22 protein-coding genes are annotated in these 24,717 nt (G+C 71.8%); 15 read left to right on the top strand and 7 right to left on the bottom strand.

Features of this window, described 5'->3' with window-relative positions:
* Positions 1-22 precede the first annotated feature (22 nt).
* The 3 genes from ACIBK4_RS08960 to ACIBK4_RS08950 are packed head-to-tail and all read left to right on the top strand — an operon-like array spanning position 23 to position 2,658.
* Positions 23-811, top strand: a complete 789-nt coding sequence (locus tag ACIBK4_RS08960; protein WP_398993555.1) for an SDR family oxidoreductase — start codon at positions 23-25, stop codon at positions 809-811.
* 51 nt (positions 812-862) lie between these two features.
* Positions 863-1,474, top strand: coding sequence for a TetR/AcrR family transcriptional regulator (locus ACIBK4_RS08955; protein WP_398993553.1), 612 nt, complete (start codon positions 863-865; stop codon positions 1,472-1,474).
* 26 nt (positions 1,475-1,500) lie between these two features.
* Positions 1,501-2,658 (top strand): acetyl-CoA C-acetyltransferase, encoded by a 1,158-nt coding sequence (locus tag ACIBK4_RS08950; protein WP_398993551.1) that lies wholly within the window; start codon positions 1,501-1,503, stop codon positions 2,656-2,658.
* A 128-nt stretch (positions 2,659-2,786) separates the two neighbouring features.
* Here ACIBK4_RS08950 and ACIBK4_RS08945 read toward each other — a convergent pair whose 3' ends face one another.
* Genes ACIBK4_RS08945 through ACIBK4_RS08925 form a run of 5 tightly spaced genes read right to left on the bottom strand, consistent with a single transcriptional unit; the run spans position 2,787 to position 6,944 of the window.
* Positions 2,787-3,428, bottom strand: a complete 642-nt coding sequence (locus ACIBK4_RS08945; RefSeq protein WP_398993549.1) for an SIMPL domain-containing protein — start codon at positions 3,426-3,428, stop codon at positions 2,787-2,789.
* Positions 3,425-4,489: an NAD(P)H-dependent flavin oxidoreductase gene (locus tag ACIBK4_RS08940; protein WP_398994384.1), complete on the bottom strand. Its 1,065-nt coding sequence runs from the start codon at positions 4,487-4,489 to the stop codon at positions 3,425-3,427. Before ACIBK4_RS08940 ends, ACIBK4_RS08945 begins: the two co-directional genes overlap by 4 nt.
* Entirely contained in the window at positions 4,489-5,292 is an 804-nt protein-coding gene (locus ACIBK4_RS08935; RefSeq protein ID WP_398993547.1) for a CoA-transferase subunit beta, read from the bottom strand. Before ACIBK4_RS08935 ends, ACIBK4_RS08940 begins: the two co-directional genes overlap by 1 nt.
* On the bottom strand, positions 5,292-6,140 hold the full coding sequence (locus ACIBK4_RS08930; protein ID WP_398993545.1) for a CoA transferase subunit A: 849 nt from the start codon (positions 6,138-6,140) through the stop codon (positions 5,292-5,294). Before ACIBK4_RS08930 ends, ACIBK4_RS08935 begins: the two co-directional genes overlap by 1 nt.
* Complete coding sequence (locus ACIBK4_RS08925) at positions 6,141-6,944, bottom strand: enoyl-CoA hydratase family protein (RefSeq protein ID WP_398993543.1); 804 nt, start codon at positions 6,942-6,944, stop codon at positions 6,141-6,143.
* Between the two features lie 115 nt (positions 6,945-7,059).
* On the opposite strand from ACIBK4_RS08925, the gene ACIBK4_RS08920 reads away from it, so the two are divergent.
* The gene (locus ACIBK4_RS08920; protein WP_398993541.1) at positions 7,060-7,830 is read left to right on the top strand and encodes an SDR family oxidoreductase; all 771 of its coding nucleotides are present in this window, start codon (positions 7,060-7,062) and stop codon (positions 7,828-7,830) included.
* A 5-nt stretch (positions 7,831-7,835) separates the two neighbouring features.
* Complete coding sequence (locus tag ACIBK4_RS08915) at positions 7,836-8,741, top strand: SDR family oxidoreductase (RefSeq protein ID WP_398993539.1); 906 nt, start codon at positions 7,836-7,838, stop codon at positions 8,739-8,741.
* A gap of 161 nt (positions 8,742-8,902) precedes the next feature.
* Here ACIBK4_RS08915 and ACIBK4_RS08910 read toward each other — a convergent pair whose 3' ends face one another.
* Positions 8,903-9,790 carry a hypothetical protein gene (locus ACIBK4_RS08910; RefSeq protein WP_398993537.1) on the bottom strand — a complete coding sequence of 296 codons (888 nt, stop codon included), beginning with the start codon at positions 9,788-9,790 and terminating at the stop codon, positions 8,903-8,905.
* A 171-nt stretch (positions 9,791-9,961) separates the two neighbouring features.
* Here ACIBK4_RS08910 and ACIBK4_RS08905 point away from each other — a divergent pair, with 171 nt between their 5' ends.
* From ACIBK4_RS08905 to ACIBK4_RS08895, 3 genes are all read left to right on the top strand, one after another.
* On the top strand, positions 9,962-11,371 hold the full coding sequence (locus ACIBK4_RS08905) for a hypothetical protein (protein WP_398993535.1): 1,410 nt from the start codon (positions 9,962-9,964) through the stop codon (positions 11,369-11,371).
* An 87-nt stretch (positions 11,372-11,458) separates the two neighbouring features.
* Positions 11,459-12,724: an AAA family ATPase gene (locus ACIBK4_RS08900; protein WP_398993533.1), complete on the top strand. Its 1,266-nt coding sequence runs from the start codon at positions 11,459-11,461 to the stop codon at positions 12,722-12,724.
* Positions 12,721-14,262, top strand: coding sequence for a VWA-like domain-containing protein (locus tag ACIBK4_RS08895; protein WP_398993531.1), 1,542 nt, complete (start codon positions 12,721-12,723; stop codon positions 14,260-14,262). The genes ACIBK4_RS08900 and ACIBK4_RS08895 overlap by 4 nt, the downstream gene beginning before the upstream one ends.
* A 19-nt stretch (positions 14,263-14,281) precedes the next feature.
* Here ACIBK4_RS08895 and ACIBK4_RS08890 read toward each other — a convergent pair whose 3' ends face one another.
* A complete protein-coding gene (locus ACIBK4_RS08890) occupies positions 14,282-16,048 on the bottom strand; it encodes a beta-galactosidase family protein (RefSeq protein WP_398993529.1) in 1,767 nt (588 codons plus the stop codon).
* A gap of 93 nt (positions 16,049-16,141) precedes the next feature.
* Here ACIBK4_RS08890 and ACIBK4_RS08885 point away from each other — a divergent pair, with 93 nt between their 5' ends.
* The 7 genes from ACIBK4_RS08885 (at position 16,142) to ACIBK4_RS08855 (ending at position 24,686) form a co-directional block, all read left to right on the top strand.
* Positions 16,142-17,032 carry a helix-turn-helix domain-containing protein gene (locus ACIBK4_RS08885; protein ID WP_398993527.1) on the top strand — a complete coding sequence of 297 codons (891 nt, stop codon included), beginning with the start codon at positions 16,142-16,144 and terminating at the stop codon, positions 17,030-17,032.
* Positions 17,033-17,108: 76 nt separating this feature from the next.
* On the top strand, positions 17,109-17,459 hold the full coding sequence (locus tag ACIBK4_RS08880; RefSeq protein WP_398993525.1) for a chorismate mutase: 351 nt from the start codon (positions 17,109-17,111) through the stop codon (positions 17,457-17,459).
* Positions 17,460-17,600: 141 nt separating this feature from the next.
* Entirely contained in the window at positions 17,601-18,131 is a 531-nt protein-coding gene (locus ACIBK4_RS08875; RefSeq protein ID WP_398993523.1) for a two-component system response regulator, read from the top strand.
* A gap of 90 nt (positions 18,132-18,221) precedes the next feature.
* Entirely contained in the window at positions 18,222-20,798 is a 2,577-nt protein-coding gene (gene pepN / locus ACIBK4_RS08870) for an aminopeptidase N (RefSeq protein WP_398993521.1), read from the top strand.
* 111 nt (positions 20,799-20,909) lie between these two features.
* Positions 20,910-21,743: an NAD(P)H-binding protein gene (locus ACIBK4_RS08865; protein WP_398993519.1), complete on the top strand. Its 834-nt coding sequence runs from the start codon at positions 20,910-20,912 to the stop codon at positions 21,741-21,743.
* 127 nt (positions 21,744-21,870) lie between these two features.
* Positions 21,871-23,238 carry a pyridoxal phosphate-dependent decarboxylase family protein gene (locus tag ACIBK4_RS08860; protein WP_398993517.1) on the top strand — a complete coding sequence of 456 codons (1,368 nt, stop codon included), beginning with the start codon at positions 21,871-21,873 and terminating at the stop codon, positions 23,236-23,238.
* The gene (locus tag ACIBK4_RS08855; protein ID WP_398993515.1) at positions 23,235-24,686 is read left to right on the top strand and encodes a lysine N(6)-hydroxylase/L-ornithine N(5)-oxygenase family protein; all 1,452 of its coding nucleotides are present in this window, start codon (positions 23,235-23,237) and stop codon (positions 24,684-24,686) included. Before ACIBK4_RS08860 ends, ACIBK4_RS08855 begins: the two co-directional genes overlap by 4 nt.
* Positions 24,687-24,717: the final 31 nt, after the last annotated feature.

The following is a 24,717-nucleotide window of genomic DNA, read 5'->3' as shown; positions in this document are numbered from 1 at the left end:
TTTGGTAGGTTAGCGTGGCCCCATGACAGGCGTCGAGACTCCGGCATACGTCCCCGGGCACGGGCTGCTGAAGGGACGCACCGCCGTCGTCACCGCCGCCGCCGGCGCGGGCATCGGCGGCGCCACCGCGCGCCGCTTCCTGGAGGAGGGCGCGCGCGTACTCATCAGCGACGCGCACGCGCGGCGGCTGAAGGAGTACGAGGCAGCGCTGGCAGGGGAGTTCGGGGCGGAGGCGGTCGTAGCGCTGCCGTGTGACGTGACGGACGAGGCTCAGGTGCGAGCTCTGTTCGACGCGGCCGTCGCCGCGCACGGGCGGCTGGACGTCGTCGTCAACAACGCTGGTCTGGGCGGGACTTCGGACCTTGTCGACATGACCGACGAGCAGTGGTCGAAGGTCCTGGACGTGACCTTGAACGGCACCTTCCGTTGCACCCGGGCGGCCCTGCGCGCGATGCGCGAGACGGGCGGCGGGGTGATCGTCAACAACGCCTCCGTCGTCGGCTGGCGTGCCCAGGCCGGGCAGGCGCACTACGCGGCGGCCAAGGCGGGCGTGATGGCGCTGACGCGGTGCGCGGCGATCGAGGCCGCCGAGTACGGGGTGCGGGTCAACGCGGTCTCGCCGAGCCTCGCCATGCACCCGCACCTGGTGAAGGTGACGACACCGGAGCTGCTGGCCGAACTCACCGCGCGCGAGGCCTTCGGGCGGTACGCGGAGCCCTGGGAGGTGGCCAACGTGATCGTGTTCCTGGCCTCGGAGTACTCGTCGTACATGACGGGCGAGGTCGTCGCCGTGAGCAGTCAGCATGCCTAGCGGTGCGAAGGGACGCGCGAGGCGCCGGGGCCGGGGCACGACAATGGTGCCGTGCCGACCAAGAAGAAGCCCCCGGTGACCGCCGCTCCGGCCCGCCGTCGTGAACTCCTCGACACGGCGGCCGAGGTCTTCGCCGAGCAGGGGTACAACGCCACCACCGTACGGAAGATCGCCGACCACGCGGGCATGCTCGCGGGCAGCCTCTACTACCACTTCGACTCCAAGGAATCGATGCTGGAGGAGATCCTGCGCACCTTCCTCGACGAGCTGTGGGGCGGCTACGACACGGTCCTGGACGCCGAGTTGGACCCGCGCGAGACGCTCGAAGCCCTGGTCACCGAGTCGTTCCGGGAGATCGACCGGCACCGCGCCGCCGTCGCGATCTACCAGAAGGAGAGCAAGCAGCTGGTCGCGCAGGAGCGGTTCGCGTTCCTCGCCGAGTCGCAGCGCAAGTTCGAGAAGGCGTGGCTGTCCACGCTGGAGCGCGGGGTCGCCGCCCAGGTCTTCCGGGCCGACCTCGACGTCCGGCTCACCTACCGCTTCGTCCGCGACACGGTGTGGGTCGCCGCGTCCTGGTACCGGCCGGGCGGACAGCACAGCGCCGAGGAGATCGCCCGGCAGTACCTGTCGATGGTGCTGGACGGGATCGCCGTACGCACGTAACTCACGGTTCTGTATGGGGAGTTGACATGGCCGAGGCCTATATCGTCGAAGCGGTCCGTACGCCCGTCGGGCGGCGCCGGGGAGGGCTGAGCGGGGTGCATCCGGCCGACCTCGGGGCGCATGTCCTCAAGGAGCTGGTCGCCCGCTCGGGGATCGATCCCGCCGCCGTCGAGGACGTCGTCTTCGGGTGTCTGGACGCGGTGGGGCCGCAGGCCGGGGACATCGCGCGTACCGCCTGGCTGGCGGCCGGGCTGCCCGAGGAGGTGCCGGGCGTGACGGTGGACCGGCAGTGCGGTTCCTCGCAGCAGGCCGTGCACTTCGCGGCGCAGGGTGTGCTGTCCGGCATGCAGGATCTGGTCGTCGCCGGGGGAGTCCAGAACATGTCGTTGATTCCCATCGCCTTCGCCTCCCGCCAGGCCGCCGAACCGCTCGGCCTCACCGACGGCCCCTTCGCGGGCAGCGAGGGCTGGCGCGCGCGGTACGGGACGCGGCCCGTCAACCAGTTCGCCGGCGCCGAGATGATCGCCGCGAAGTGGGGGATCAGCAGGCAGGACCAGGAGGAGTTCGCCCTCCGCTCGCACCGGCGGGCCCTGCGCGCGATCGACGAGGGCCGCTTCGAGCGGGAGACGGTGGCGTACGGCGCGGTCGCGGTCGACGAGGGCCCGCGCCGGGACACCTCGCTGGAGAAGATGGCCGGCCTGAAGCCGGTCGTCGACGGCGGCACCATCACCGCCGCGTGCTCCTCCCAGGTCTCCGACGGCGCGGCGGCGATGCTGCTCGCCTCGGAACGGGCGGTGCGGGAGCACGGGTTGCGCCCTCGTGCCCGTATCCATCACCTCTCGGTCCGGGGCGAGGATCCGATCCGTATGCTCTCGGCGCCGATCCCGGCCACCGCCCACGCCCTGAAGAAGACCGGCCTCTCCATCGACGCGATCGACCTCGTCGAGATCAACGAGGCCTTCGCGCCGGTCGTCCTGGCCTGGCTGAAGGAGACGGGTGCGGACCCCGAGAAGGTCAACGTCAACGGCGGCGCGATCGCCCTCGGCCACCCCCTCGGCGCGACCGGCGTCAAACTCATGACCACCCTCCTCCACGAACTGGAGCGCACCGGCAGCCGGTTCGGCCTCCAGACCATGTGCGAGGGCGGCGGCCAGGCCAACGTGACGATCATCGAACGGCTCTGAGCGGAGGCAGGACGACCCGGAAGCGCCGGGAGTGCCGGGAGCCGCAGTGCGGCTGGGCCGAGCGACCCCGCGACCCTGCCGAGCGCCCCCGGGACTCCGCCCTCAGGCCCCGGCGCGGGCCGGAGACGTCAGTCGTCCAGCGTGTAGCCCAGCACCACCGCCGCGGACACCTCCACCAGGCCCGGCGCGAGATCCCCCTGCGAACTCCCGCTCGCGCTCCCGTGACCGCGTGACTGGTAGAACTCGTACGACTCCGAGTCCACGTCCTGGATGTGCACCACCGACCCCAGCGGCACGCCCGTCGCCTCGGTGTACACCTCGGCCTTGCGGCGGGCCGCCGCCACCGCCTTGCGGCGCGCCTCGTCCCGCAGCGCGGGCTTGTCGCGCACATCGAACTCGACGCTGTCGATCTGGTGCGCCCCGGCGTCCACCGCGTCCACGATCAACTGCCGCAGGTCGTCGAGCGATTCGGTCTCGATGACATAGGAGGCCTGGCAGCGGTACCCGAGGAACTTCCGCTCCTCTCCGTATCCGCTGTACTCCGAGTTGAGCCTGAGCCGGGAGCCCGAGACCGACCCGTCGGGTATCCCGTGCCCGCGCACCACCTCGCGCAGCCGGACCACCGCGGCGTCCGCCTCCTGGAACGCCCGGTCCGCCGAGGGCTCCAGCATGGTGACCGTCAGTTTCACCCGGACCAGCTGCGGCTCGACCCGCACACTGCCCGCCCCGTACACACTGAGCCCCCAGGGCTGTCCGATCATCTGCGTCATGCGCGCATTGAAGCACTGCCGGACGCCAACTCGCCGACAATTGAAGCCGCTTGAGCCATCATCCCGGCCACCAGCTCCGCACACGACGGCAGATCCTCGATCACCCCGGCGACCTGCCCGGACGCCATCACCCCGAGGTCCGTGCGGCCGTCCACCATCGACGCCTTCAGCAGCATCGGTGTGTTCGCGGCGAGCAGGACCTGGCTCCAGGACAGGTCCTTGCCGTGCTTCATGGCGAGGCCGTCGCGGATCATTCGGCGCCAGGTCAGGCCGGACAGTTGGCGGAAGCCGGCCGCTCGGCGTATCGCCTGGAGCAGGGTTCTCGTGCGGCCGGAGTTCTCCAGGGCGTCGACCAGTTCCGTACGGAGCATGCGGTGCGGGAGGCCGTCGACCGCCCTCGTGACCGTGACGTCCTTGACCGTCGCCGCCAGATACGCCGCCTTCACCGCGTCCGGGACCGTCGAGTCCGAGGTGAGGAGGAACCGGGTGCCCATGGCGACGCCCGCCGCCCCGTAGGCCAGTGCCGCGACGAGACCCCGCCCGTCGAAGAAACCGCCGGCCGCCACGACCGGTATGTCCACCGCGTCCACGACCTGCGGCAACAACACCGTCGTCGCCACCTCCCCGGTGTGTCCGCCGCCCTCCCCGCCCTGCACGATCACCGCGTCCGCGCCCCACGCCGCGACCTTCTCCGCATGCCGCCGCGCCCCGATCGACGGGATCACGACGACCCCCGCCCCCTTCAACTCGGCGATCAGCTCGGCGGACGGCGCCAGCGCGAAGGACGCGACCCGGACGCCCTCCTCGATGATGATCCGCACCCGGTCGCCGGCGTCGGTCGCATCCGCGCGCAGATTCACCCCGAACGGCTCCCGCGTACGGGACTTGACCTCGTGGATCGCGTCCCGGAGCCGGTCCGTGGTCATGGTCGCGGAGGCCAGGATGCCGAGCGCGCCCGCGTTCGCCGTGGCCGACACCAGGCGGGGTCCCGCCACCCAGCCCATGCCCGTCTGCACGATCGGATGCCGGACCCCGACCAGCCGGGTCAGCGCGGTCTCCATCACGAACCCACTTCTCTGCGGCGGGTGTCGGCCGGGTCGATCACCTCACGGATCAGCCGCAGCTCCTCCGGGGTCGGTTCGCGCGTCGACGGGACCTCGTCCGGGACGGCGAGGTCGAAGCCCGTCGCCTCCCGCACCTGCTCCACACTCACCCCGGGATGCAGCGAGGCCAGCCGCATCGAGTGGTCCGGGGTCGCGAAGTCGAAGACACCGAGGTCGGACACGACCCGGGGGATACGGTGGAAACGTGCTGTCCCCGGGTGCTCGGCGACCCGGTCGTACCCCACCCCGCACACCATGTCGACCTTCTCCACGAACACCCGGCGCGAGTGCCGGGGAACCCAGTAACTCGTCGGATTGTTCAGCGTGTTGATCGGCGCCCCGCGCACCCCGAGCAACTGCCGCTTCGGCCGCGCCCAGTCGCCGATGCACGAGATGTTCTGGTTGCCGTACCGGTCGATCTGACTCGCGCCCATCATCACGTGCCGCCGCCCGCTCGCCACCAGCGCCAGATGCTGCCGGTACGGCAACCAGCCCTCCGGCGTCCCGTCCGGGCGGACGAGCATCGCCTCGCCGTCGGTGAGCAGGAGATCCGGCGCGAAGGTGAGCCGGGCCAGCCGGGCGCCCACGGACGGGATGAACCCCATCGGGCTGGCCACAATCTCCCCGGCGTCACGCCAGGCCTCGGCACAGGCGATCACGCAGTACTCGGAGCGCTGTACGTCCGTGAGCTGTACGTCCGTGTCCAGTACGTCCGTGTGCTGTACGTTCCTGCGCTGTTCGTCGCTACGCGATACGTCCATCACCCTTGCTCCTCCTGCCAGTTCCGCACCGCCGACTCGTAGGCCTGTTCGTCACCGGACAGGAAGCGTTCGGAGAACTCCGCCCAGGGTGTCGTCGCGTACAGCCGCTGGACGTCCTCGTCCCTGCCGTAGTCGGGAGCGCAGGACGTGAAGTGGGCGCCGCCGGCGGCCTCGACGACCCCGGTCACGTTCAGCCGTTTGACGAGCAGGGACTGTGGCGGGGCCTCCTTCGTCAACTCGGCCGTGTCCACGATCCGTTCGCAGGAGAGGTAGGCGGCGTCGGCCGCCTCGCAGAACAGGTCGTCGAAGTACGGGTCCGGGCCCAGGTACTGGCCGTTGCCCAGCCGGTCGGCGCGGTTGACGTGGACCAGGGCCGCGTCCAGCCGCAGCGCGGGCATCGCGACGAACGTCTCCCCGTCGTCGTACGGTGAAGTCACCGTCCGCAGGCCGGGGTTGACCCGCATGACGTCCGAACCGATTCCCGCGCGCACCGGCAGGAACGGCAGCCGGTTCGCGGCGGCGCGCAAGCCCCACATGAACATCGCCTCGTCGACCTCCGTCAGCTCGAAGGCTCCGCTCTCGCGTGCCGCGCGGTAGTTGGGTTCGAGGGGGATCGAGTCGAGCGTGACGAAGGCGGCCACCAGCTTGCGGATGCGGCCGGCCGCCGCGAGCATGCCGACGTCCGGGCCGCCGTAGGAGACGACGGTGAGGTCGGTGAGGTTCGAGCGGAGCAACGCCCGGACCAGGGCCATGGGTTTGCGGCGGGAGCCCCAGCCGCCGATGCCGAGGGTCATGCCGCTGTGCAGCCGGGCGACGACCTCGTCGGCCGTCATCGTCTTGTCGGTCACCTATGCCTCCTCCCTCACTGTCTGGCCGGTCTCTTCAGGTTTTCCGAAGGTGTCGCGGACCCGGTCGGCCACGCCGCTGACGTTCGCCTCGAAGGTGAAACCCTGTTCGTAGCGGTAGCTGCGGCGGACGTCGACGGGGTCGATGCCGTTGATCGCGGACTTGGCGAGGCGGATCAGCTCGCCGTCCTTGGCGGCTATCTCGGCTGCCAACTCCAGTGCGGAGGGCAGGAGTTCGGCACGCGGCACCACCCGCCACACCGAGCCGTGCGCGTGCAGTTCGGCCGCCGTCGCCGTACGCGAGGTGTAGTACAGGGCGCGCATCAGGTGCTGGGGGACCAGCCGGGACAGATGCGTCGCGGCACCCAGCGCGCCCCGGTCCAGCTCGGGCAGGCCGAAGGTGGCGTCCTCGCTCGCCACGATCACGTCCGCGTTGCCGACCAGCCCGATGCCCCCGCCGAGGCAGAACCCCTGCACGGCCGCGACGACCGGCACCTCGCACTCGTACACCGCCGCGAACGCCTCGAAACAGCCACGGTTCACCCCGACCAGCGCCGACTGCCCGCGCGCCTGTATCTCCTTGATGTCCACGCCCGCGTTGAAACCCCGCCCCTCCGCCGCCAGCACCACACAGCGCACATCGGGGTCGCGCCCGGCCGAGCGCACGGCGTCGGCCAGGGCGAACCAGCCGTCCACCGGCAGCGCGTTCACCGGCGGGTAGTCGACCGTGACGACGGCAATTCCCTTGTCTGTAACGGGACTTCCCGAGCTTCCCGAGGTTTCCGGGGAGGAGGTGGAGACACCCATGAGCGCATCAGCTACCTTTCCACCAAACATTTGTTAGGTGCGAGGCTTCGAAGCTAGCAGCCGGAGAATCCGAGCGGGAGGCCCTGTGGATAACCACCCTGCCGACGATCGCCCTGTGGACAACTCGCGTGACGCCCCGCTGGCCGGCAGAACCGTCCTCGTCACCGGCGGCACCCGAGGCGTCGGCGCCGGTATCGCACGGGCCTTCGTCGAGGCCGGTGCCGAGGTGCTGACCTGTGCGCGCCGACCGTCCGAAGACCCGGTCAAGGGAACCGAGTTCAGCTCCCTCGACCTGCGCGACCCGGACGCCGTACGGGAGTTCTTCGCCGCGCTGCCCCGACTCGACGTCCTGGTCAACAACGCGGGCGGCGCGCCGTACCGCCCACTCGTCGACGCGGAGGCCGAACGGCACGCGCGGATCATCGAGTTGAATCTCCTCGCCCCGCTCACCGCGTCCCTCGCCGCGTACGAGCACCTCAAGCGTGCCAAGGGTTCGGTCGTGATGATCGGGAGCGTCAGCGGCAGCCGCCCCTCGCCCGGTTCGGCGGCGTACGGGGCGGCCAAGGCCGGTCTTGAGAACCTGGCGCGTTCGATGGCGGTGGAGTGGGCGCCGGACATCCGCGTCAACACGCTCGTCGTCGGCATGGTCCGCACGGAGTTGTCCCACCTGCACTACGGCGGCGAGGATGCCATCGCCGCCGTCTCCCGCACCGTGCCGCTCGGCCGCCTCGCCGACCCCTCCGACATCGGTGCGGCGGCGGTCTTCCTGGCCTCCGACGCGGCCGCGTACATCAGCGGGGCGAGCCTTCTGATGCATGGGGGCGGGGAGCGGCCGGCCTTCCTGGACGCGGCAACCGCCAACAAGAGCAAGCGAGTTGAAGGGTGATCGAGATGAGCGGAATCTGTGACGGGCGGGTCGTCGTCGTCACCGGTGCGGGCCGGGGTCTCGGCCGCGCGCACGCCCTCGCGTTCGCCGCCGAGGGTGCCTGGGTCGTCGTCAACGACCTAGGCGTCGGCCTCGACGGTACCCCCGACCCCGACAGCCCGGCCGCCCAGGTCGTCGCCGAGATCCACGCGGCGGGCGGCGAGGCGGTGGCCCACGGCGGCGACATCGCCACGACCGCCGGTGCCGCGTCCCTGATCGCGACCGCGCTGGAGACCTACGGGCGGCTCGACACCCTTGTCAACAACGCGGGTTACCTGCGCGACCGGATGCTCGTCAATCTCGACGAGGACGACTGGGACGCGGTGATGCGGGTCCACTTGAAGGGGCACTTCCTGCCCCTGAAACACGCGGCGGCGTACTGGCGGGCGGAGACGAAAGCCGGCCGCACGCCGGTCGCGCGGATCGTCAACACCAGTAGCGGAGCGGGGTTGTTGGGTTCGGTCGGGCAGGGCAACTACAGCGCCGCCAAGGCCGGGATCGTCGGCCTGACCCTGGTCGCGGCGGCCGAACTCGCCCGCTACGGCGTCCAGGTCAACGCGATCGCCCCCGCGGCGCGGACCCGCATGACGGAACACACCTTCGCGGAGACGATGGCCGCGCCCGGCTCCGGGTTCGATGTGATGGCGCCGGAGAATGTGTCGCCTTTGGTGGTGTGGTTGGGGTCGGGGGAGGGGGCTGGGGTCACCGGGCGGGTGTTCGAGGTTGAGGGTGGGCGGGTCGCTGTGATGGAGGGGTGGAGGGTCGGGCCCAGTGCGGACAAGGGGGCTCGGTGGGGTGTGGGGGAGGTGGGGGAGACGGTGGTGAAGTTGTTGGGGGAGGCGGGGGTGGTGGGGGCGGTGTACGGGGCGTAGGCGGAGACGTTTTACGTCAACTTCTTGGCCAACTGCCACGGGTGGTGGGTGGGCATGGGCCCGGGGGGCTGGGGGCGGAGCCCCCAGGGCGTTCGCCCCAACACCGTTCACCTGAAAGGGACTTGCGTATCGCACTCCAACACCGTTCACCTGAAAGCGACTTACGTATCGCACTCCAACACCGTCCGGCACAAGGAACACCGGGCCCGTACCCGCCCCCGCACCGGCACCCTGATCCGCTGATGACACGTAGGGCAAGGAAACGACACCCGCAAGCTGCCACCCTGGTCCCCGCTGAAGGCGTACCGCACGCCTGGCTGAGAACCCGGGCCGGGGGCATGTCGCCGGTCGTGGGCGTACCGGCGTCGCCCGGCCCACCCTGCCGCAGTCAAGGGCGGCTGCTGCTCGTCGCGTCGGGCCTGTGCCATCCCCTTGACGTACGCCGTGTAGGCCTGCGGGCTGGTGAACCACACGGAGGGATCCTCGCCGAAGACCAGGGCACGTTTCGCGAGGACGTACCCGAACTCCTCCGGCGTGAGATAGCCGAGTTTCTGCGAGGACGCCGAGTCCTCCCGGTACGCGTCCAGCAGCAGCCACCCCGCGCCCAGATACGTCGCCGCCGTGTCCGTGAGGATCTCGTTCTCGCGGGTGCCGGGGAAGGACAGGTCCAGGCGGTGCAGATAGACGTGCATGACCTCGTGCGCGAGAGCCGCGCCGATGTCCCGCCGATGCGTGCGGAACCGGTCGTTCAACTCGATGAAGTACTCGGGCCCGGCGGTGAGTTCGACGTTCGCCGCATGTGTCATCTCACGGAAACTGATGATCGGCCGCGCGTCCGGGAGCCGGTAGTGCCGGACCATCTCACGGGCCACCCGCTGCGCGCCCAGATGCAGGTCGTCCATGTCGCCGAACGCCACGTCGACAGGGGCCACGCTGGTCGCGAACGTCTGGACGGTGTCGTAGGACAACCGCTTGTAGAGCGCGGTGATGGCGTCCCGCACCGTATCGAGGTGCGGGTAGCCGTGCTCGACCGGTCCGTCGTCCGCCACGTCCACAACCCCCAGAGACGCCCTGAACCCGCATCCACTCTATGCCGACGCGCACGAATGCACGCCCCCGAAATCCCCCTGACAGATCGCCGCCGGGAGGGCTATGCTCCCCGCGATGACCACTCACTCTGTTCACAGAATGGGGGTCCCGTCCGCGCAAGGTGAGTGCTGATGCACCTTCACCCCGCGAACGAGGATTCCCTACGTTCCTTCTGGCCGCGCGTGCGCGAGTTCGCCGTGCCGCCCTCCATGATCGAGACGGCTACGGCCCGCCGTGCTGCCGGTGACTGGGCGGGCGCCTGCGCCGCCGCCCGCGTCGACGTCGATCTCGACCTACGGTCCGTAGCGCGCGCCCACGGCCGGGAACTGGCCGCCAGGGTCCGCGCCGACCTCCGCCGCCTCGCCCCCGACCTGCTCCGCTGGTACCTCCCGAGAATCGCCCCGGACGGCCTGCTGCGCCCGGGACTCACGATCACCCTGGCCCGCTACGGCGACGACGCCACCGGCCCGCCGCATCTGGTGGTCCGGACGCCACCGGCCTGGGCGGACGGCGGCCAGCGCATCAGCCTCGCCCTGTGGGACGGCACCCATCGCGACGCCGACGCCCGCCGGCATCCGCACCCCCGGCCCAGCCGTTCGTTCCGCCTCGACCTGCACCGGCATCTGTGGGACGCGGGGAGGAGCGGTGAGCTGCGGGCCCGGTCCGGGGCGGATCGGCCCGAGATGCCGGACCCGCCGGACCCGCCGGACCCGCTGGAGGTGCCGGAGCTGGTGCCGGAGGGGCTTCACTGCGCCGTCGACCGATGGGCGGCCGAGGCGGTGATCCTGCTTCGCGCGGAGGGGTGTACGGCCGGTCCCGTCGTCGTACGGCTCGGTTCCCGGCATCGGCTCGCGCTGACCCCGGATCCGGTCGCGGACACCCTGCGGATCGCACCGGCGCCGACGGACGGCAGCGCCCGCGCGCTACCGGTCCTCCCCGACGCCGCGACCTGGGTCCTGCCCGACCTGGATCTGCTCCGCACCGGCGCGATCGACGCCGGGCAACTGCATCCGCTGGTCGCCGCCGCACTCGTACCGGACCCTCCCTGTCCTCGGCCTCAACCATCCGCTTCCGTAAGGAAGTTGGGCCGCGCAGGGGATCCGCATCTGGTCGAATGCCGGGGCGCCGCGCACCGCATCGGCCTGGTCGACGGCGTACTGGTTCCCCTGGACCACGACCCGGCCGAGATCCGTCGCGAGGAACTGCTGGTCGCGCTGACCGGCACCCCGCTGCCCTGTCTGCGGGCCATCGACGAGGCACACCGCCACCCGGACTGCCTCGTCGGCGTGCGCGAACGCCTCATCCACGGAGACACCGCCGGCGCGCTGGCCGTCGTAGAAGGACTGCTCGGTGCCGACGCGGTGCTGCGTGGCGGCGCGCTGCGGGACGAACTGCAGGCCGCTGCCGAACGGCGGCTCGCGTACGGGCTGTTCAGGGCGGGACTGGCCGATCCCGGCCCGCGATCCGGTCACTTCTCCCCGGGGCGTCCGCGTCCCCGGCTCCGCCCCACCTCGCGCCCTCGGCACACCACCGCCCGCTGACCGTACCGGGCGCCGTCGCCGACCGCTGAGGTCGCCGTTGCCCCTGCTCTCATCCGTGCTCCGCCTCGACCCCGAAGGTGAACCGTCATGCCCACACGCACCCTGTACGCCGCCCTCAACCCCACCGACCCCATCCCCGCACCCGCCCAACTCGACGTCGCCGAAGACCTGTTGACCCTCCTACGCGACACCACCACCGAACCCCGCCCCGACATCCAGCTGGAGGCCCTGACCCTGTCCGTGGCCGCCGACCTTCCCGTGCTGCTGTGGGGCGAGCCGGGCATCGGCAAGACGGCCGCGCTGACGCAGCTCGCCGCGGCCCTGGACCTGCCGTTGACCACCGTGATCGCCAGCGTGCACGAGCCGTCCGACTTCTCCGGGCTGCCCGTCGTGGGCGACGATCCCGCCGAGCAGGGTGTTCCGATGGCCCCGCCGGACTGGGCCGTACGGCTTGTGCGGGCGGGCAAAGGGCTGTTGTTCCTGGACGAGTTGTCGACCGCCCCGCCGGCCGTGCAGGCCGCGTTGCTCCGGCTGGTGCTGGAGCGGCGGATCGGGGCGCTGCGGCTGCCGCCCGGGGTGCGGATCGTGGCCGCCGCCAACCCGCGGTCCTCGGCGGCCGACGGCTGGGAGTTGAGCGCGCCCCTCGCGAACCGGTTCGTGCACCTCCAGTGGACCCACGACCACGAGGTCGTCGTACGCGGACTCGGCGGCACCTGGCCCCGCGCGACCCTGCCGCGGCTCGACCCGGAGAAGCTCCCCGAGGCCGTGGACTTCGCGCGCCGCGCGGTGTGCGGGCTGCTCACCGGGCGGCCCAAGCTCGTCCACCAACTGCCCGGCAACGAGACGCGACGCGGGGGCGCCTGGCCCTCGCCCCGGAGCTGGGAGATGGCGATGAGCCTGATCGCGTTCGCCACGGCGGCCGGGTCCTCCCGGGAGGTGCTGTCCCTGCTGGTCAGGGGAACGGTGGGGGACGGTCCCGGGCTGGAACTGCTCGCGAGTGTGGACCGGATGGACCTGCCCGACCCCGAGATCTTCCTCGTCGACCCGACGGCCGGCGAGCTGCCCGAGCGCGGGGATCTGCGGCAGGCCGTGCTCGACGGGGTGGTGGCCGCGGTCCGCAACCGTCCCGACCGGGCCCGCTGGGACGCGGCCTGGGCGCTCTTGGTCCGCGCGTTGGAGACCGGCGCCCCGGACCTGGTCGTCGTCCCGGCGACAACCCTCGCCTCACTGCGCCGCGAGGACTGGGACGTGCCCGCGTCCATCGAACAGCTCGCCGGAACGGTCGCGCTCTCCCACCGCGCGGACCTCGCGAAGGCCCGCGCCGCCGCCGTCGTCGCGAAGGGGGGCCGATGAACAAGCCGGGGTCTGTGAACACCGCGAACGCCTGGGACGCTGTGAACGCCCCTGGCGCTCGGGGCGCTGTGAACCTGCCGGGCACCCAGAGGGTTGTGAACCCGCCGGACGCGCGGGGCGCCGTGAACGCGCCGGACAGCGCGGGCGCTGTGAACCCGCCGGGTACTCAGAGGGTTGTGAACCCGCCGAGCGCCCAGGATGCTGTGAACCCGCCGGACGCGCCGGACGCCGTGAACGCCCCGGACACTCAGGGCGCTGTGAACACACCGAACGCCCGAGTCACCGCGACCCCGCCGACCACCCTCGACCGCGACAAGCTCTTCGCCGCTCGCCTCTACGCCGCCCGTGTCCGCCCCTACCTCGCCACGGCCCTGTTCGCCCTGCACGTCGTCGAGTCGCGGCACGTGCCGACGATGGGCGTCGACCGGTACTGGCGCTGCTATGTGTCGCCGGGTTTCGTGGACCGGATGACGGTCGAGGATCTGGCCGGTATCTGGGTTCACGAGGTGTCGCATCTGCTCCGCGATCACCATGGGCGCAGTGACCGTGTCGCGCGTGAGCGGGGACTGACCGGCCCGGGGGAGCGGTTGCGGATGAACATCGCCGCCGACTTCGAGATCAACGACGACGCGTTCGGCGACGGCCTGGTCACCCCCGAAGGCGCCGTCCAGCCGGGGCTGTTGGGACTGCCCGCGGGGAACCTCATGGAGGACTACCTGCGCTGGTTCCAACTCGGGGCGCGCACCCAGGACCTGGCCTGGCTGGACTGCGGCAGCGGCGCCGACGGGCTCGACCGGGAGTGGGACCTGGGGGCGGACGGCGCGAACGGGCTCACCGAGCAGCAGCGTGACGCCGTCCGTTTCCGGGTCGCGCAGGGCATCACCGGCCGCCCCGGCAGCGCGCCCAGCGGATGGCGGCGGTGGGCGGAGGAGGCGTTCCATCCGCCGCAGCCCTGGCGGCAGTTGCTCGGCGCGGCGGTCCGCTCGGCGGTCTCCGCGCCCGGCGCCGGCGAGGACTACACCTACGGCAGGCTCTCGCGCCGCTCGGTGTCGCTGCCCGGCATCGTGCTGCCGAGCCTGCGCCGCCGGCCGCCCCGGGTGTGCGTGGTCATCGACACCTCCGGGTCGGTCAGCGACGCCGAGCTGGGCAGCGCGCTCCTCGAAGTCGCCGCGATCGCACGGGCCGTGGGCGGCCGCCGCGACCTCGTCACCGTGGTGCCGTGCGACGCGGCGGCCCGGGTCGCTCAACCGCTGTGCCGCGCCGAGGGCATCGAGCTGCTGGGCGGCGGCGGCACGGATCTGCGCACCGGTTTCGCCAAGGCGCTGCGCACCCAGCCACCGCCCGACGCGGTCGTGGTCCTCACCGACGGCCAGACCCGCTGGCCGGACACCCGACCGCCCTGCCGCACGGTGGTGGGCCTCTTCCCGCGCCGCTACGAGACCGGGGAGTACGCCGAGGACAACCCCGACTACGTGCCGGACACACCGCCCGACTGGGCACGGGTGGTCGAGATCGGGGCCGCTCCCATCGCCCGGTGACCCTTCACCCGATGACCCTTCAGAGGCCGCGCAGCGTGAGGGCCGACTCCGAGAGAACCTGCGCCTCCTGGAGCTCCAGCACCCACACCTCGTTCACGCCCTCGCGCAGGACGGCACCGGGGACGTACAACTCCCGTTGCGGCCCCGCCGACCAGTACCGCCCCAGATTGAACCCGTTGACCCACACGAACCCCCGTGTCCAGCCCGGCAGTTCGAGCACGGCGTCCCCCGCGCCGCGCACCTCTGCGCTGCCGCGATACAGCCCGGGGGAGTCGTCCGCCGGCAACTCCCGCAACGGCACCGCCCCGATGTCGTCCAACGAGTCCAGCGCGTCCAACCGCAGCCCACGCGCGCGTACGTCGTGCAGATACTGCCGCTCGTGCAGCAGTCCTCCGGTGATGCCCTTCGCCTCCCCGAGCCGGGGCCCGTAATTGACCCTCCCCAGGGACTCCACCCACAGCTGCACACGCGCGTGCCCGGCGACGGGCTCCTTGAGCTGCTCGTCGCCCTCCATGAGGACCCCGGTCCGCTCCCCGTCGACGTACACCACAGCCAGGTCCCGCAGCCCGCGCGCGATCAGCGGATACGGGGCGCGCGGTCCCGGAACGGTCACTTCGTAGCGGACGATTCCGCGGTCGACGTCCAGTTCCTCGAAGGTCGGCGGCACCGGACCCGCCGTCTCCGGCCCGCCGCGTGCCTCCAGTACGTCGGCCAGGGACGCCCAGCCCGTCAGGCGCACCTCGGCCGGGTCGCCCAACACGCTTGGCGCGGGCGGGAGTTCGGGCAGCGGCCCGTCCGCGTACGCGGCCAGCACCTCGCGGAAGGCCCAGAACTTGTCCGTGGGGCGCCCGTACTCGTCGATCGGCGCGTCGTAGTCGTACGACGTCACATCGGGCTCCAGCGGGCCCTCGTGCAGGGCGCCGCCGCCCCGGTTGGCGCCCGCCCAGCCGGCGAAGTTGGTGCCGCCGTGCGCCATGTAGAGGTTGACCGACGCGCCGCACTCCAGGATCTCGCGCAGTGCGGCCGCCGCGTCCTGGGCATCGCGGACGACGTGCTCGCCGCCCCAGTGGTCGAACCAGCCGCACCAGAACTCCATGCACATCAACGGCCCTTCGGGCTGCTGCCGGCGCAGCGTCTCGAAGGCCACGCGCGCGTGGGACCCGAAATTCACCGTCGCGAGCACACCGGGGACCGAGCCGCCGCTCAGCATGAAGTCCTCGGGACCGTCCGACGTGAACAGCGGAACCGTGACCCCCTGGTCCCGCAACAACTCCTCCACGCGCCGCAGATACACCGCGTCGGAGCCGTAGCTGCCGTACTCGTTCTCGATCTGCACCATGATCACCGGGCCGCCGCGGTCGAGTTGGCGGGACACCACCTCCGGCAGCAGCTGCCGGAACCAGCGCTCCAGGTGACCCAGGAAGCGTGCGTCACGCGTACGCGCGCGTGCCCCCAGTTCGCCGGTCAGCCAGTGCGGCAGCCCGCCGTTCTCCCACTCCGCGCAGATGTACGGCCCCGGGCGCACGATCGCCCACAGACCCGCCTCCCGCGCCGCGTCCAGGAACCGGCCAAGGGCCTGGACGTCCCTCACATCCCCCGGCGCCGGCTCGTGCAGGTTCCACGGGACGTACGTCTCCACGCAGTTGAGGCCCATCGCCCGCAGCATCGCCAGCCGGTGCCCCCAGCTCGCCTCGTGCACCCGGAAGTAGTGCAGTGCCCCGGACAGCAGCCGCACAGGCCGCCCGTCCAGCAGAAAGTCCCTGTCGCCCACGGTGAACTCACTCATACCGACGACTCTCTCCCCTTGGCGCCGATCACGTCCATGGACAAAGATCACCGCTACTTGGACCGAACACTGTGTGAGGGGGCGCGGGCGCCGATGTACCACACCTGGATGCGGTTCTTCACGCCCACACCCGCCCACCACCGCCTCGGCCTCGCCTGCCTCGGCGTCGGTCTCCAGTACGGCGCCCTGCCCACCGTCGGCCCCCGCACCCTCGACCACCACGTCGCCGTCGTCATCAGCGCCGGCGGCGGCTGGTACCTCACCCCCGACGGCCGCCGTACGGCCGTCACCGCGCCCGCGCTCCTGTGGCTCACCCCGGGCGTCCCGCACCACTACGCGCCCGATCCCGGTGGCGGCTGGGACGAGGGGTTCGTCGACTTCACCGGGCCCGCGACGACGACGTACACCGAACTCGGCTACATCGAGCCGGAACGGCCCGTGGTGCCCCTCTCCGACGCGGCCGGTCCCCGCGCGGTCATCGGGCGCATGGCGCGCGCCGCACGGCGCGGCAACCCCCTCCTGGAGGTGGAGACCGGCGCCGCCGTCCACGAACTCCTGGTCGCCCTGCGCCGCGCCCGCGCCGACCTCGCCCCCGACGGCGACCCCGTCCTCCAGGCGCTCGCCCGCGACGCCTGCCTGCCGCTGACCGTCGCCGACCACGCGGCCCGGCACGGCATGACCCCCGCCGCCCTGCGCGCCGCCGTCCGCCAGGGCGCCGGATGCAGCCCCAAGGACTACCTCCTCGGCATCCGCCTGGGCCGCGCCAAGGAACTCCTCGCGGCCACCGAACTCCCCGTCGCCGCCGTCGCCCGCCGCGTCGGCTACGACGACCCCGCCTATTTCAGCCGCCTGTTCACCCGCCGCGTCGGCATGCCCCCGGTCCGCTTCCGCGCCCAGCAGGGCCGCACCGTCCCCGGCGGCTGGAGCGACCAGGTACCCGATCCGGCCGACCCACCGGTCATCGAGTGGCCGCACGCCACGTAGGTCCGGTCAGCGAGTGGGCGCGGGCCGCACAGGGCCCGATGATCGAGTGCCCGCACGCCACGTAGGGTGGTCGCCCATGACCACCAGCATCAACGGAACCGGTGACGTCGACCCCGCCGTGCGCGAGGAGCTCGCCCGGCTGCGCGACAGCATCGACAACATCGACGCCGCCGTCGTCCACATGCTCGCCGAACGCTTCAAGGCCACCCAGCAGGTCGGCGTCCTCAAGGCCACCCACCGGCTGCCGCCCGCCGACCCGGCCCGCGAGGCCCGCCAGATCGAACGCCTCCGCGCCCTGGCCGAAAGCGCCAAACTGGACCCGGCGTTCGCTGAGAAGTTCCTGAATTTCATCATCGGCGAGGTGATCCGCCACCACGAGCGCATCGCCGAGGACGCCGTGAACGGCGGTTCACCCACGGCGAACTGACCTCGCCGCTCCCGCAAGGGGCGTGACAGCGGGGCGAGTTCGGGGCCATGCTGCGCTGTGCACTCCTCGTCAGCCGGCGGGCACACCCCGTCAGCGCCTGCGTCATAAGCTGGTTGTCCCACGCGGGAGGGACGTCGGGCCATGCCGTCGGATGCCAAGATCCTCATCGTCGACGACCATGAGGACACCCTGTACGCCCTGGAGAGCGCCCTCGCCCCACTGGGCCACCGGCTCGCCCGCGCCACCAGCGGCGACGAGGCGCTCAAGCAGGTGCTGCGCGGCCAGGTCGGCCTCCTCCTGCTCGACGTGCGCATGCCCGGCGTCAGCGGCCTCGACGTCGTCCGCTACCTGCGCCGCCTGGAGCAGACCCAGCACATCCCCGTCCTCCTCCTCACCGGCTTCGGCCCCGACCCCGAGACGACCGCCGCCGCCTTCACCCTCGGCGTCGCCGACCTCGTCATGAAACCCGTCGACCCCTGGGCCCTGCGCACCAAGGTCCGCTACCTCTACGACGCCCACCAGCGCCACCAGGCCCTCGAACGCGAGGTCCGCGAACTCCGCGCCCTCCTCAAGGACCCGCACGAACCCCGCCCCGCCCTGCCCCACCCGGACGCGCGCGTGCCCTACCAGCGCGACGCCCAGAGCGGCACCCCCGCACCCGACCGCACCTAGACCGAACATAAGCCGCGTACCGGACCGCCTCGGTGTCCGCTCACCGGCCACCTCTGTGCCATGTCAGTGCCATCAGGCAGCATGTTCAGCATGTCCGTACTGACGCGCGACGAAGCGCAGACCCGTGCCAGGCTCCTCGACGTCCACCGCTACACGATCGAACTCGATCTGACGACGGGCGAAGACACCTTCGACTCCCGCACCGTCATCGCGTTCACCGCTCGTGCCGACGCGGACACCTTCGTCGAACTCAAGCCCGCCGAGCTGCGCTCCGTCACCCTCGACGGCCGCCCCCTCGACCCCGAACACCTCGTCGAGAACCGGCTCCCGCTGCCCGGCCTCACCGCCGGCGAGCACGAACTGCGCGTCGACGCGAGCATGCGCTACTCCCGCACCGGCGAGGGCATGCACCGCTTCACCGACCCCACCGACGGCGAGACCTACCTCTACACCCAGCTCTTCATGGAGGACGTCCAGCGCGTCTTCGCCGCCTTCGACCAGCCCGACCTCAAGTCCGTCTTCGCCCTCACCGTCACGGCCCCCGAAGGCTGGACCGTCCTCGCCAACGGCATCACCGAACACCTCGGCGAAGGCCGCTGGCAGGCCGCCCCCACCCCCCTCATCTCCACCTACCTCGTCGCCGTCGCCGCCGGCCCCTGGCACTCGGTGCGCACCGAACACCGCGGCCTGCCCTTCGGCATCCACTGCCGCCGCTCCCTGGCCCCCCACCTCGACGCGGACGCCGAGGAGATCCTCGACATCACCCGCCAGTGCTACGACCGCTACCACGAGAAGTTCGAGGAGCCCTACCCCTTCGACTCCTACGACCAGGCCTTCGTCCCCGAGTTCAACGCGGGCGCCATGGAGAACCCGGGCCTGGTCACCTTCCGCGACGAGTTCATCTACCGCTCCGCCGTCACCGACACCGAGCGGCAGACCCGCGGCATGGTCATCGCCCACGAGATGGCCCACATGTGGTTCGGCGACCTGGTCACCCTCCAGTGGTGGGACGACATCTGGCTGAACGAGTCCTTCGCCGAGTACATGGGCTACCAGACACTCACCGAGGCCACCCGCTTCACCGACACCTGGACCGACTTCGGCGTCGTCCGCAAGGCCTGGGGCTACGACGCCGACCAGCGCCCCTCCACCCACCCCGTCGCCCCGGAGAACGTCGACGACACCGCCTCCGCCCTCCTCAACTTCGACGGCATCTCGTACGCCAAGGGGGCTTCCGCACTACGGCAGTTGGTGGCCTGGCTCGGCGAGAAGGACTTCCTCGCCGGCATCAACACCCACTTCGCCCGCCACAAGTTCGGCAACGCCACCCTCGCCGACTTCATCGACTCCCTCGCCTCCGGCACCGAACGCGACGTCCACGCCTGGGCCGACGCGTGGCTGCGCACGACGGGCGTGGACACCCTCACGCCCGAAGTCCGGGCCGAGGACGGATGGTGGCACCTCGACATCCACCACCAGGGCAGCCCCGGAGTCTGGTTCAAGCGCGACCCCTCCCTGGACCACGACGGACTCACCCACCTCAACACCCTCGTACCGTCCGGCGGCAGCCGCCCGCACCGCATCACCATCGGCCTCTACGACCGCGACCTCCACGACGCGAGCCGCCTGACCCTGCGCGGCCGCATGGAGAAGGACCTCGCCACCACCCCCGGCGGCAGCCTCACCAGCACCATGGGCCCACGCCCCGCCCTCGTCGTCCTCAACGACGGCGACTTCACCTACGCCAAGATCCGCTTCGACGCCGAATCCCTCGAAACGGTCCGCACCAGCCTCTCCGGCCTCCCCGAACCGCTCACCCGCGCGGTCGTCTGGAACGCCCTGCGCGACACCGTCCGCGACGGCCAACTCCCCGCCTCCGCCTACCTGGACGCCGCCCGCGCCCACCTCCCGCACGAGACGGACCTCGCCCTCGTCCAGGGCGTCCTCGCCTTCGCCTCCGCCCAGATCACCGACCGCTACCTCACCCCCGAGGCCCGCCCGGTCGCCCTCGCCACCCTCACCGCCCTGTGCCGCGACCTCATCCGCCGCACCGAGGACGGCTCCAACCCCGGCCTGCGCCTCATCGCCGTACGCCACCTCATCGACGTGGCCGCCCACCCCGACACCATCGCCGCCTGGCTCACCGAAGGCACCGTCCCCGGCGGCCCGGAGCTGGACCCCGAACTCCGCTGGCGCGTCCTGTCCCGCCTGGCAGTCCTCGGCGCCACCGACGAAGCCGCCATCGCCGCCGAACTGGAACGCGACCCCTCCGCCACCGGCCAGGAGGGCGCCGCCCGCTGCCGGGCAGCCCTCCCCGACCCCGAGGCCAAACACAAGGCCTGGGAGGCGATGTTCACCACCGACGACCTCTCCAACTACCTCTTCACCGCCACCGCCCAGGGCTTCTGGCAACCCGAACAGGCCGACCTGGTACGGGAGTACGTCCCCCGCTACTTCACCGACGCGGCAGCCCTCGCCACCCGCCGAGGCCCCGCCATGGCCGACGCCGCCGGCCGCTGGGCCTTCCCCACCCACGCCGTCGACCCCGAAACCCTGCGCTTGGGCGAGGAGTGTCTCCGCGACGCCGACCTCACCCCGGCCCTGCGCCGCAAGCTCGTCGACCAACTCGACGACCTGGAGCGGGCGTTGCGGGTACGGGAGGTGTAGGACCCGGGCCCTACGCCGTCACCGGCACGCCTCGTCCCCGCCGACGATGCGGCGGGCTGATCGTCCTTCCTAGGCTCGACGCCGACAGAGACGATCAGCCCAGGAGGACCCGTGATCGTAGTGACAGGCGCGACCGGCAACGTCGGCCGGGCGTTAGTGGAACGGCTCACCGCCGCGGGCCGGCCCGTGCGGGCACTCACCCGTGACCCGCGACGGGCCGGACTGCCGGACCAGGCGGAGGTGGTCCGGCACCAACTCGACGCCCCCTCGGCCCTGTTCGAGGGCGCGACCCACCTCTTCCTGAACCTCCAGGCCACCGGCGACACCACTCCGGCACTGCTCGACGCGGCCCGCACGGCCGGCGTCCGCCACGTCGTCATGCTCTCCTCCGGAATCGTCCGCGAGGGCGCCGAGACCAGCCACCCCATCTACGTCTGGCACGAGAAGGCCGAACAACAGGTCCGCGACAGCGGCCTGGAGTGGACCTTCCTGCGCCCCAACGCGTTCGCGACGAACGCCTTCCAGTGGGCGCCGCAGATCCGCGCCGGCGACACCGTGCGCGGCGTCTACGCCGACGCCGTGGCTGCTCCCATCCACGAGGACGACATCGCCGCCGTCGCCGAACGCACCCTCCTCGACGGCGGCCACGAAGGTGCCGCCCACCGCCTCACCGGCCCCGAACCGGTCACCACGGCCCAGCAGATCACCGCGATCGGCCACGCCCTCGGCCGCGACCTGCGCTTCACCGAGATCCCGGCCGACACGGCCGGCACGGAACTCTTCCCGCACGTACCTCCGGAGATGCTCCGCGGCCTCCTGCGCGGCTTCGCCGCGAGCGTCGGCACCACACCGGAGATCACCACCACGGTGGAGGAAATCACCGGCACTCCGGCCCGCACGTTCGCCACCTGGGCGAAGGACCACGCGGACGACTTCACGGCCTGACCCCCAACACGTTCTCCCCGTACGGCAGTACCCCCTTTCGGGTTCTGATCGTTGTTCTCCCCGGGCGCGTCGACCCAACCAGGTCCAAGCTGGAACTCCCCCTGCCCCGCGCCCCGGAGGACAGCCCATGAGCAACGCGCCCCTCGCCTCAGGCGCCGAAGGCCCCGACGCCCTGCGGCCGTTGCTCGACACCGTCCTCGACGCACTCGGCACGGGACGCAGGGCCCGCGGCGGCCCGTTCCCGGCAGGCGGCCCCGACGCCGTCGCCGCCCGGCTCAGGGACGCCGTAGGAGACGTACTTCCCGACGACGGCGACCCCGACGCCCTCCGCACCCTCGTGCACGCGCTGGCGGAAGGCGCCGCCGACCCCGCCGACCCGCTGTGCGCGGCCCACCTGCACTGCCCGCCCCTCGCCGTCGCCGCCGCGGCCGACCTCGCCGTCAGCGCGCTCAACCCCTCGCTGGACTCCTGGGACCAGGCCCCCGCCGCCTCCGCCCTCGAAGCCCTCGTCACCCGCACCCTCGCCCACGAGATCGGCCTCGCCGACGCCCTGGTCACCACCGGCGGCACCGAAGCCAACCAACTCGCCCTGCTCCTCGCCCGCGAAGCCCAGGGCGGCAGCGTCCAGTTGGTCTGCGGAGGCAACGCCCACCACTCCCTGCCCCGCGCCGCCTGGCTCCTCGGCCTGCCCGACCCCGTCGTCGTCCCCGCACCCACCGGCACCCTCGACCCCGCCGCCCTGGACGCCGCCCTCACCGCACTCCCCGGCGCCCGCGGCTCCGTCCTGGTCGCCGCCACCGCGGGCACCACCGACGCCGGACTCATCGACCCGCTCCCCGAGATCGCCGGCCTGTGCGCCGCCCACGGCGCCCGCCTCCACATCGACGCCGCCTACGGCGGAGGCCTCGTCTTCAGCGACCGCCACCGCGACAAACTCGCCGGCCTCGACCGCGCCCACACCGTCACCCTCGACCTGCACAAACTCGGCTGGCAGCCCGTCGCCGCCGGCCTCCTCGCCGTACGCCACCCCCGCGACCTCGCCGCCCTCACCCAGCGCGCCGACTACCTCAACGCCGACGACGACACCGAAGCCGGCCTGCCCGACCTCCTCGGCCGCTCGATGCGCACCACCCGAGGCCCCGACGTCCTCAAACTCGCCGTCACCCTGAAAATCCTCGGCCGCACCGGACTCGGCACCCTCGTCGACCAAGTCTGCGCCCGCGCACGGGAGTTCGCCGCCATGATCCGCGACCATCCCCGCTTCGAGCTCTACGCCCCACCCGTCATCAGCACCGTCCTGTTCCGGCCCGCCGACGCCACCGACGACGCCGTGGCCGCCGTACGCCGCCAACTCCTCCACGACGGACGGGCCGTCCTCGGCCGGGCCGCGCTCGACGGCCGGCTCTGGCTCAAGGCCACCCTCCTCAACCCCCACACCCGGCCCGACGACCTGGCCGCCCTCCTGAAACTCGTGGAAGGAAACACCCCCCGATGAGCCACCCCCCGACGGGTCACCCCCAGACCCCCAACCCCCCACGCCCCGAACCCGATTCACCCCGCGACCTGGTCGGCATCGGCATCGGACCGTTCAACCTCTCGCTGGCCGCCCTCGCCCACCCGCTCACCGAACTCGACACCGCCTTCTACGAGCAACGCCCCGGCTTCGACTGGCACCCCGGCCTGCTCATCGACGGCGCCACCGTCCAAGTCCCGTTCCTGGCCGACCTGGTGACCCTCGCCGACCCCGCCAGCCCCTGGTCCTTCCTCAACTACCTCAAGGCCCGCGACCGCCTCTACCCCTTCTACTTCGCCGAGCGCTTCCACATCCAGCGCGCCGAGTACGACGCCTACTGCCGCTGGGTCGCCGACAGCCTCCCCGGACTCCACTTCGGCCACCAGGTCGACGCCGTCCGCTTCAACCCCGAACGCGACGTGTTCGAGGTCGACTTCACCCAGCTCGACAGCGACGGCGAGGCGGAAGCGCTCGGGCGGACGTACACCAAGAACATCGTTCTCGGCGTCGGCACCGCCCCCTACGTCCCCGACCCGCTCAAGCCTCTCGTCGAGGCCCCCGGCGTCCCCGTCATCCACGCCGCCGACTACCTGGCCCACCGCGAAACGTTTCTCGCCGCCGACCACATCACCGTCATCGGCTCGGGACAGACCGGCGCCGAGGTCTTCCTCGACCTGCTCCGCAACCGCCCCGCAGGCCACGAGAAACTCCACTGGATCGGCCGCAGCGAGGCGTTCGCGCCCATGGAGTACTCCAAGCTCGGCCTGGAGCACTTCACCCCCGACTACACCCGCTACTTCCACGCCCTCGCCGAACCCGTCCGCGACCGCCTCGTCACCTCGCAGTGGCAGCTCCACAAGGGCATCGACGCCGACACCATCGCCGCCATCCACGACGAGCTCTACCGCCGTACCCTGCACGGCGGTTGGCCCGACGCCGTCCTCACCCCCGGCGTCCGCGTCCGCACCGCCGGCCGGATCGCGACCACCAAGGTCGAACTCCACCTGGAACACCTCCAGCAGAACACCCGCTCCCGCCTCACCACCGACGCCGTCGTCCTCGCCACCGGCTACCGCGAACGCCCCCTCGGCCGCATCCTCGCCGGACTCGACCCCTACCTGCGCCGCGACAGCGCCGAACGCCCGCGTATCGACGACCAGTTCAGGCTCGTCCTCGACCCGTCCGTCACCGGCTCCGGCTGCCAGGTCTACGTCCAGAACGCCGAACTCCACACCCACGGCGTCGGCGCCCCCGACCTCGGCCTCGCCGCCTGGCGCAGCGCCACCATCCTCAACTCCCTCACCGGCAAGGAGCCTTACCCCCTCCCCGGCCGAACCGCCTTCACCACGTTCGGACTTGACCCCCAGGCCCAGATCCCGACGGCCCGCCAGGCCACCCGCACCCTCACCCCGCTCGTCGAGGGACGGTAGGAAGCGGAGAGCGGAAGCGGAGAGTAAAAAA

The sequence above is a fragment of the Streptomyces sp. NPDC050528 genome, assembly GCF_044457795.1.
GTDB lineage: Bacteria > Actinomycetota > Actinomycetes > Streptomycetales > Streptomycetaceae > Streptomyces.
The sequence above is the reverse complement of the archived record's forward strand: the minus strand, read 5'-3'. Positions and strand labels throughout refer to the sequence as shown.

Excerpts from the sequence above, each read along its gene's own strand:
- ACIBK4_RS08960 (WP_398993555.1), top strand. The coding sequence starts at position 23 with ATGACAGGCGTCGAGACTCCGGCATACGTCCCCGGGCACGGGCTGCTG.
- ACIBK4_RS08950 (WP_398993551.1), top strand. The coding sequence starts at position 1,501 with ATGGCCGAGGCCTATATCGTCGAAGCGGTCCGTACGCCCGTCGGGCGG.
- ACIBK4_RS08945 (WP_398993549.1), bottom strand. The coding sequence starts at position 3,428 with ATGACGCAGATGATCGGACAGCCCTGGGGGCTCAGTGTGTACGGGGCG.
- ACIBK4_RS08940 (WP_398994384.1), bottom strand. The coding sequence starts at position 4,489 with ATGGAGACCGCGCTGACCCGGCTGGTCGGGGTCCGGCATCCGATCGTG.
- ACIBK4_RS08935 (WP_398993547.1), bottom strand. The coding sequence starts at position 5,292 with ATGGACGTATCGCGTAGCGACGAACAGCGCAGGAACGTACAGCACACG.
- ACIBK4_RS08925 (WP_398993543.1), bottom strand. The coding sequence starts at position 6,944 with ATGGGTGTCTCCACCTCCTCCCCGGAAACCTCGGGAAGCTCGGGAAGT.
- ACIBK4_RS08915 (WP_398993539.1), top strand. The coding sequence starts at position 7,836 with ATGAGCGGAATCTGTGACGGGCGGGTCGTCGTCGTCACCGGTGCGGGC.
- ACIBK4_RS08905 (WP_398993535.1), top strand. The coding sequence starts at position 9,962 with ATGCACCTTCACCCCGCGAACGAGGATTCCCTACGTTCCTTCTGGCCG.
- ACIBK4_RS08900 (WP_398993533.1), top strand. The coding sequence starts at position 11,459 with ATGCCCACACGCACCCTGTACGCCGCCCTCAACCCCACCGACCCCATC.
- ACIBK4_RS08895 (WP_398993531.1), top strand. The coding sequence starts at position 12,721 with ATGAACAAGCCGGGGTCTGTGAACACCGCGAACGCCTGGGACGCTGTG.
- ACIBK4_RS08890 (WP_398993529.1), bottom strand. The coding sequence starts at position 16,048 with ATGAGTGAGTTCACCGTGGGCGACAGGGACTTTCTGCTGGACGGGCGG.
- ACIBK4_RS08885 (WP_398993527.1), top strand. The coding sequence starts at position 16,142 with ATGTACCACACCTGGATGCGGTTCTTCACGCCCACACCCGCCCACCAC.
- ACIBK4_RS08880 (WP_398993525.1), top strand. The coding sequence starts at position 17,109 with ATGACCACCAGCATCAACGGAACCGGTGACGTCGACCCCGCCGTGCGC.
- ACIBK4_RS08875 (WP_398993523.1), top strand. The coding sequence starts at position 17,601 with ATGCCGTCGGATGCCAAGATCCTCATCGTCGACGACCATGAGGACACC.
- pepN (WP_398993521.1), top strand. The coding sequence starts at position 18,222 with ATGTCCGTACTGACGCGCGACGAAGCGCAGACCCGTGCCAGGCTCCTC.
- ACIBK4_RS08860 (WP_398993517.1), top strand. The coding sequence starts at position 21,871 with ATGAGCAACGCGCCCCTCGCCTCAGGCGCCGAAGGCCCCGACGCCCTG.
- ACIBK4_RS08855 (WP_398993515.1), top strand. The coding sequence starts at position 23,235 with ATGAGCCACCCCCCGACGGGTCACCCCCAGACCCCCAACCCCCCACGC.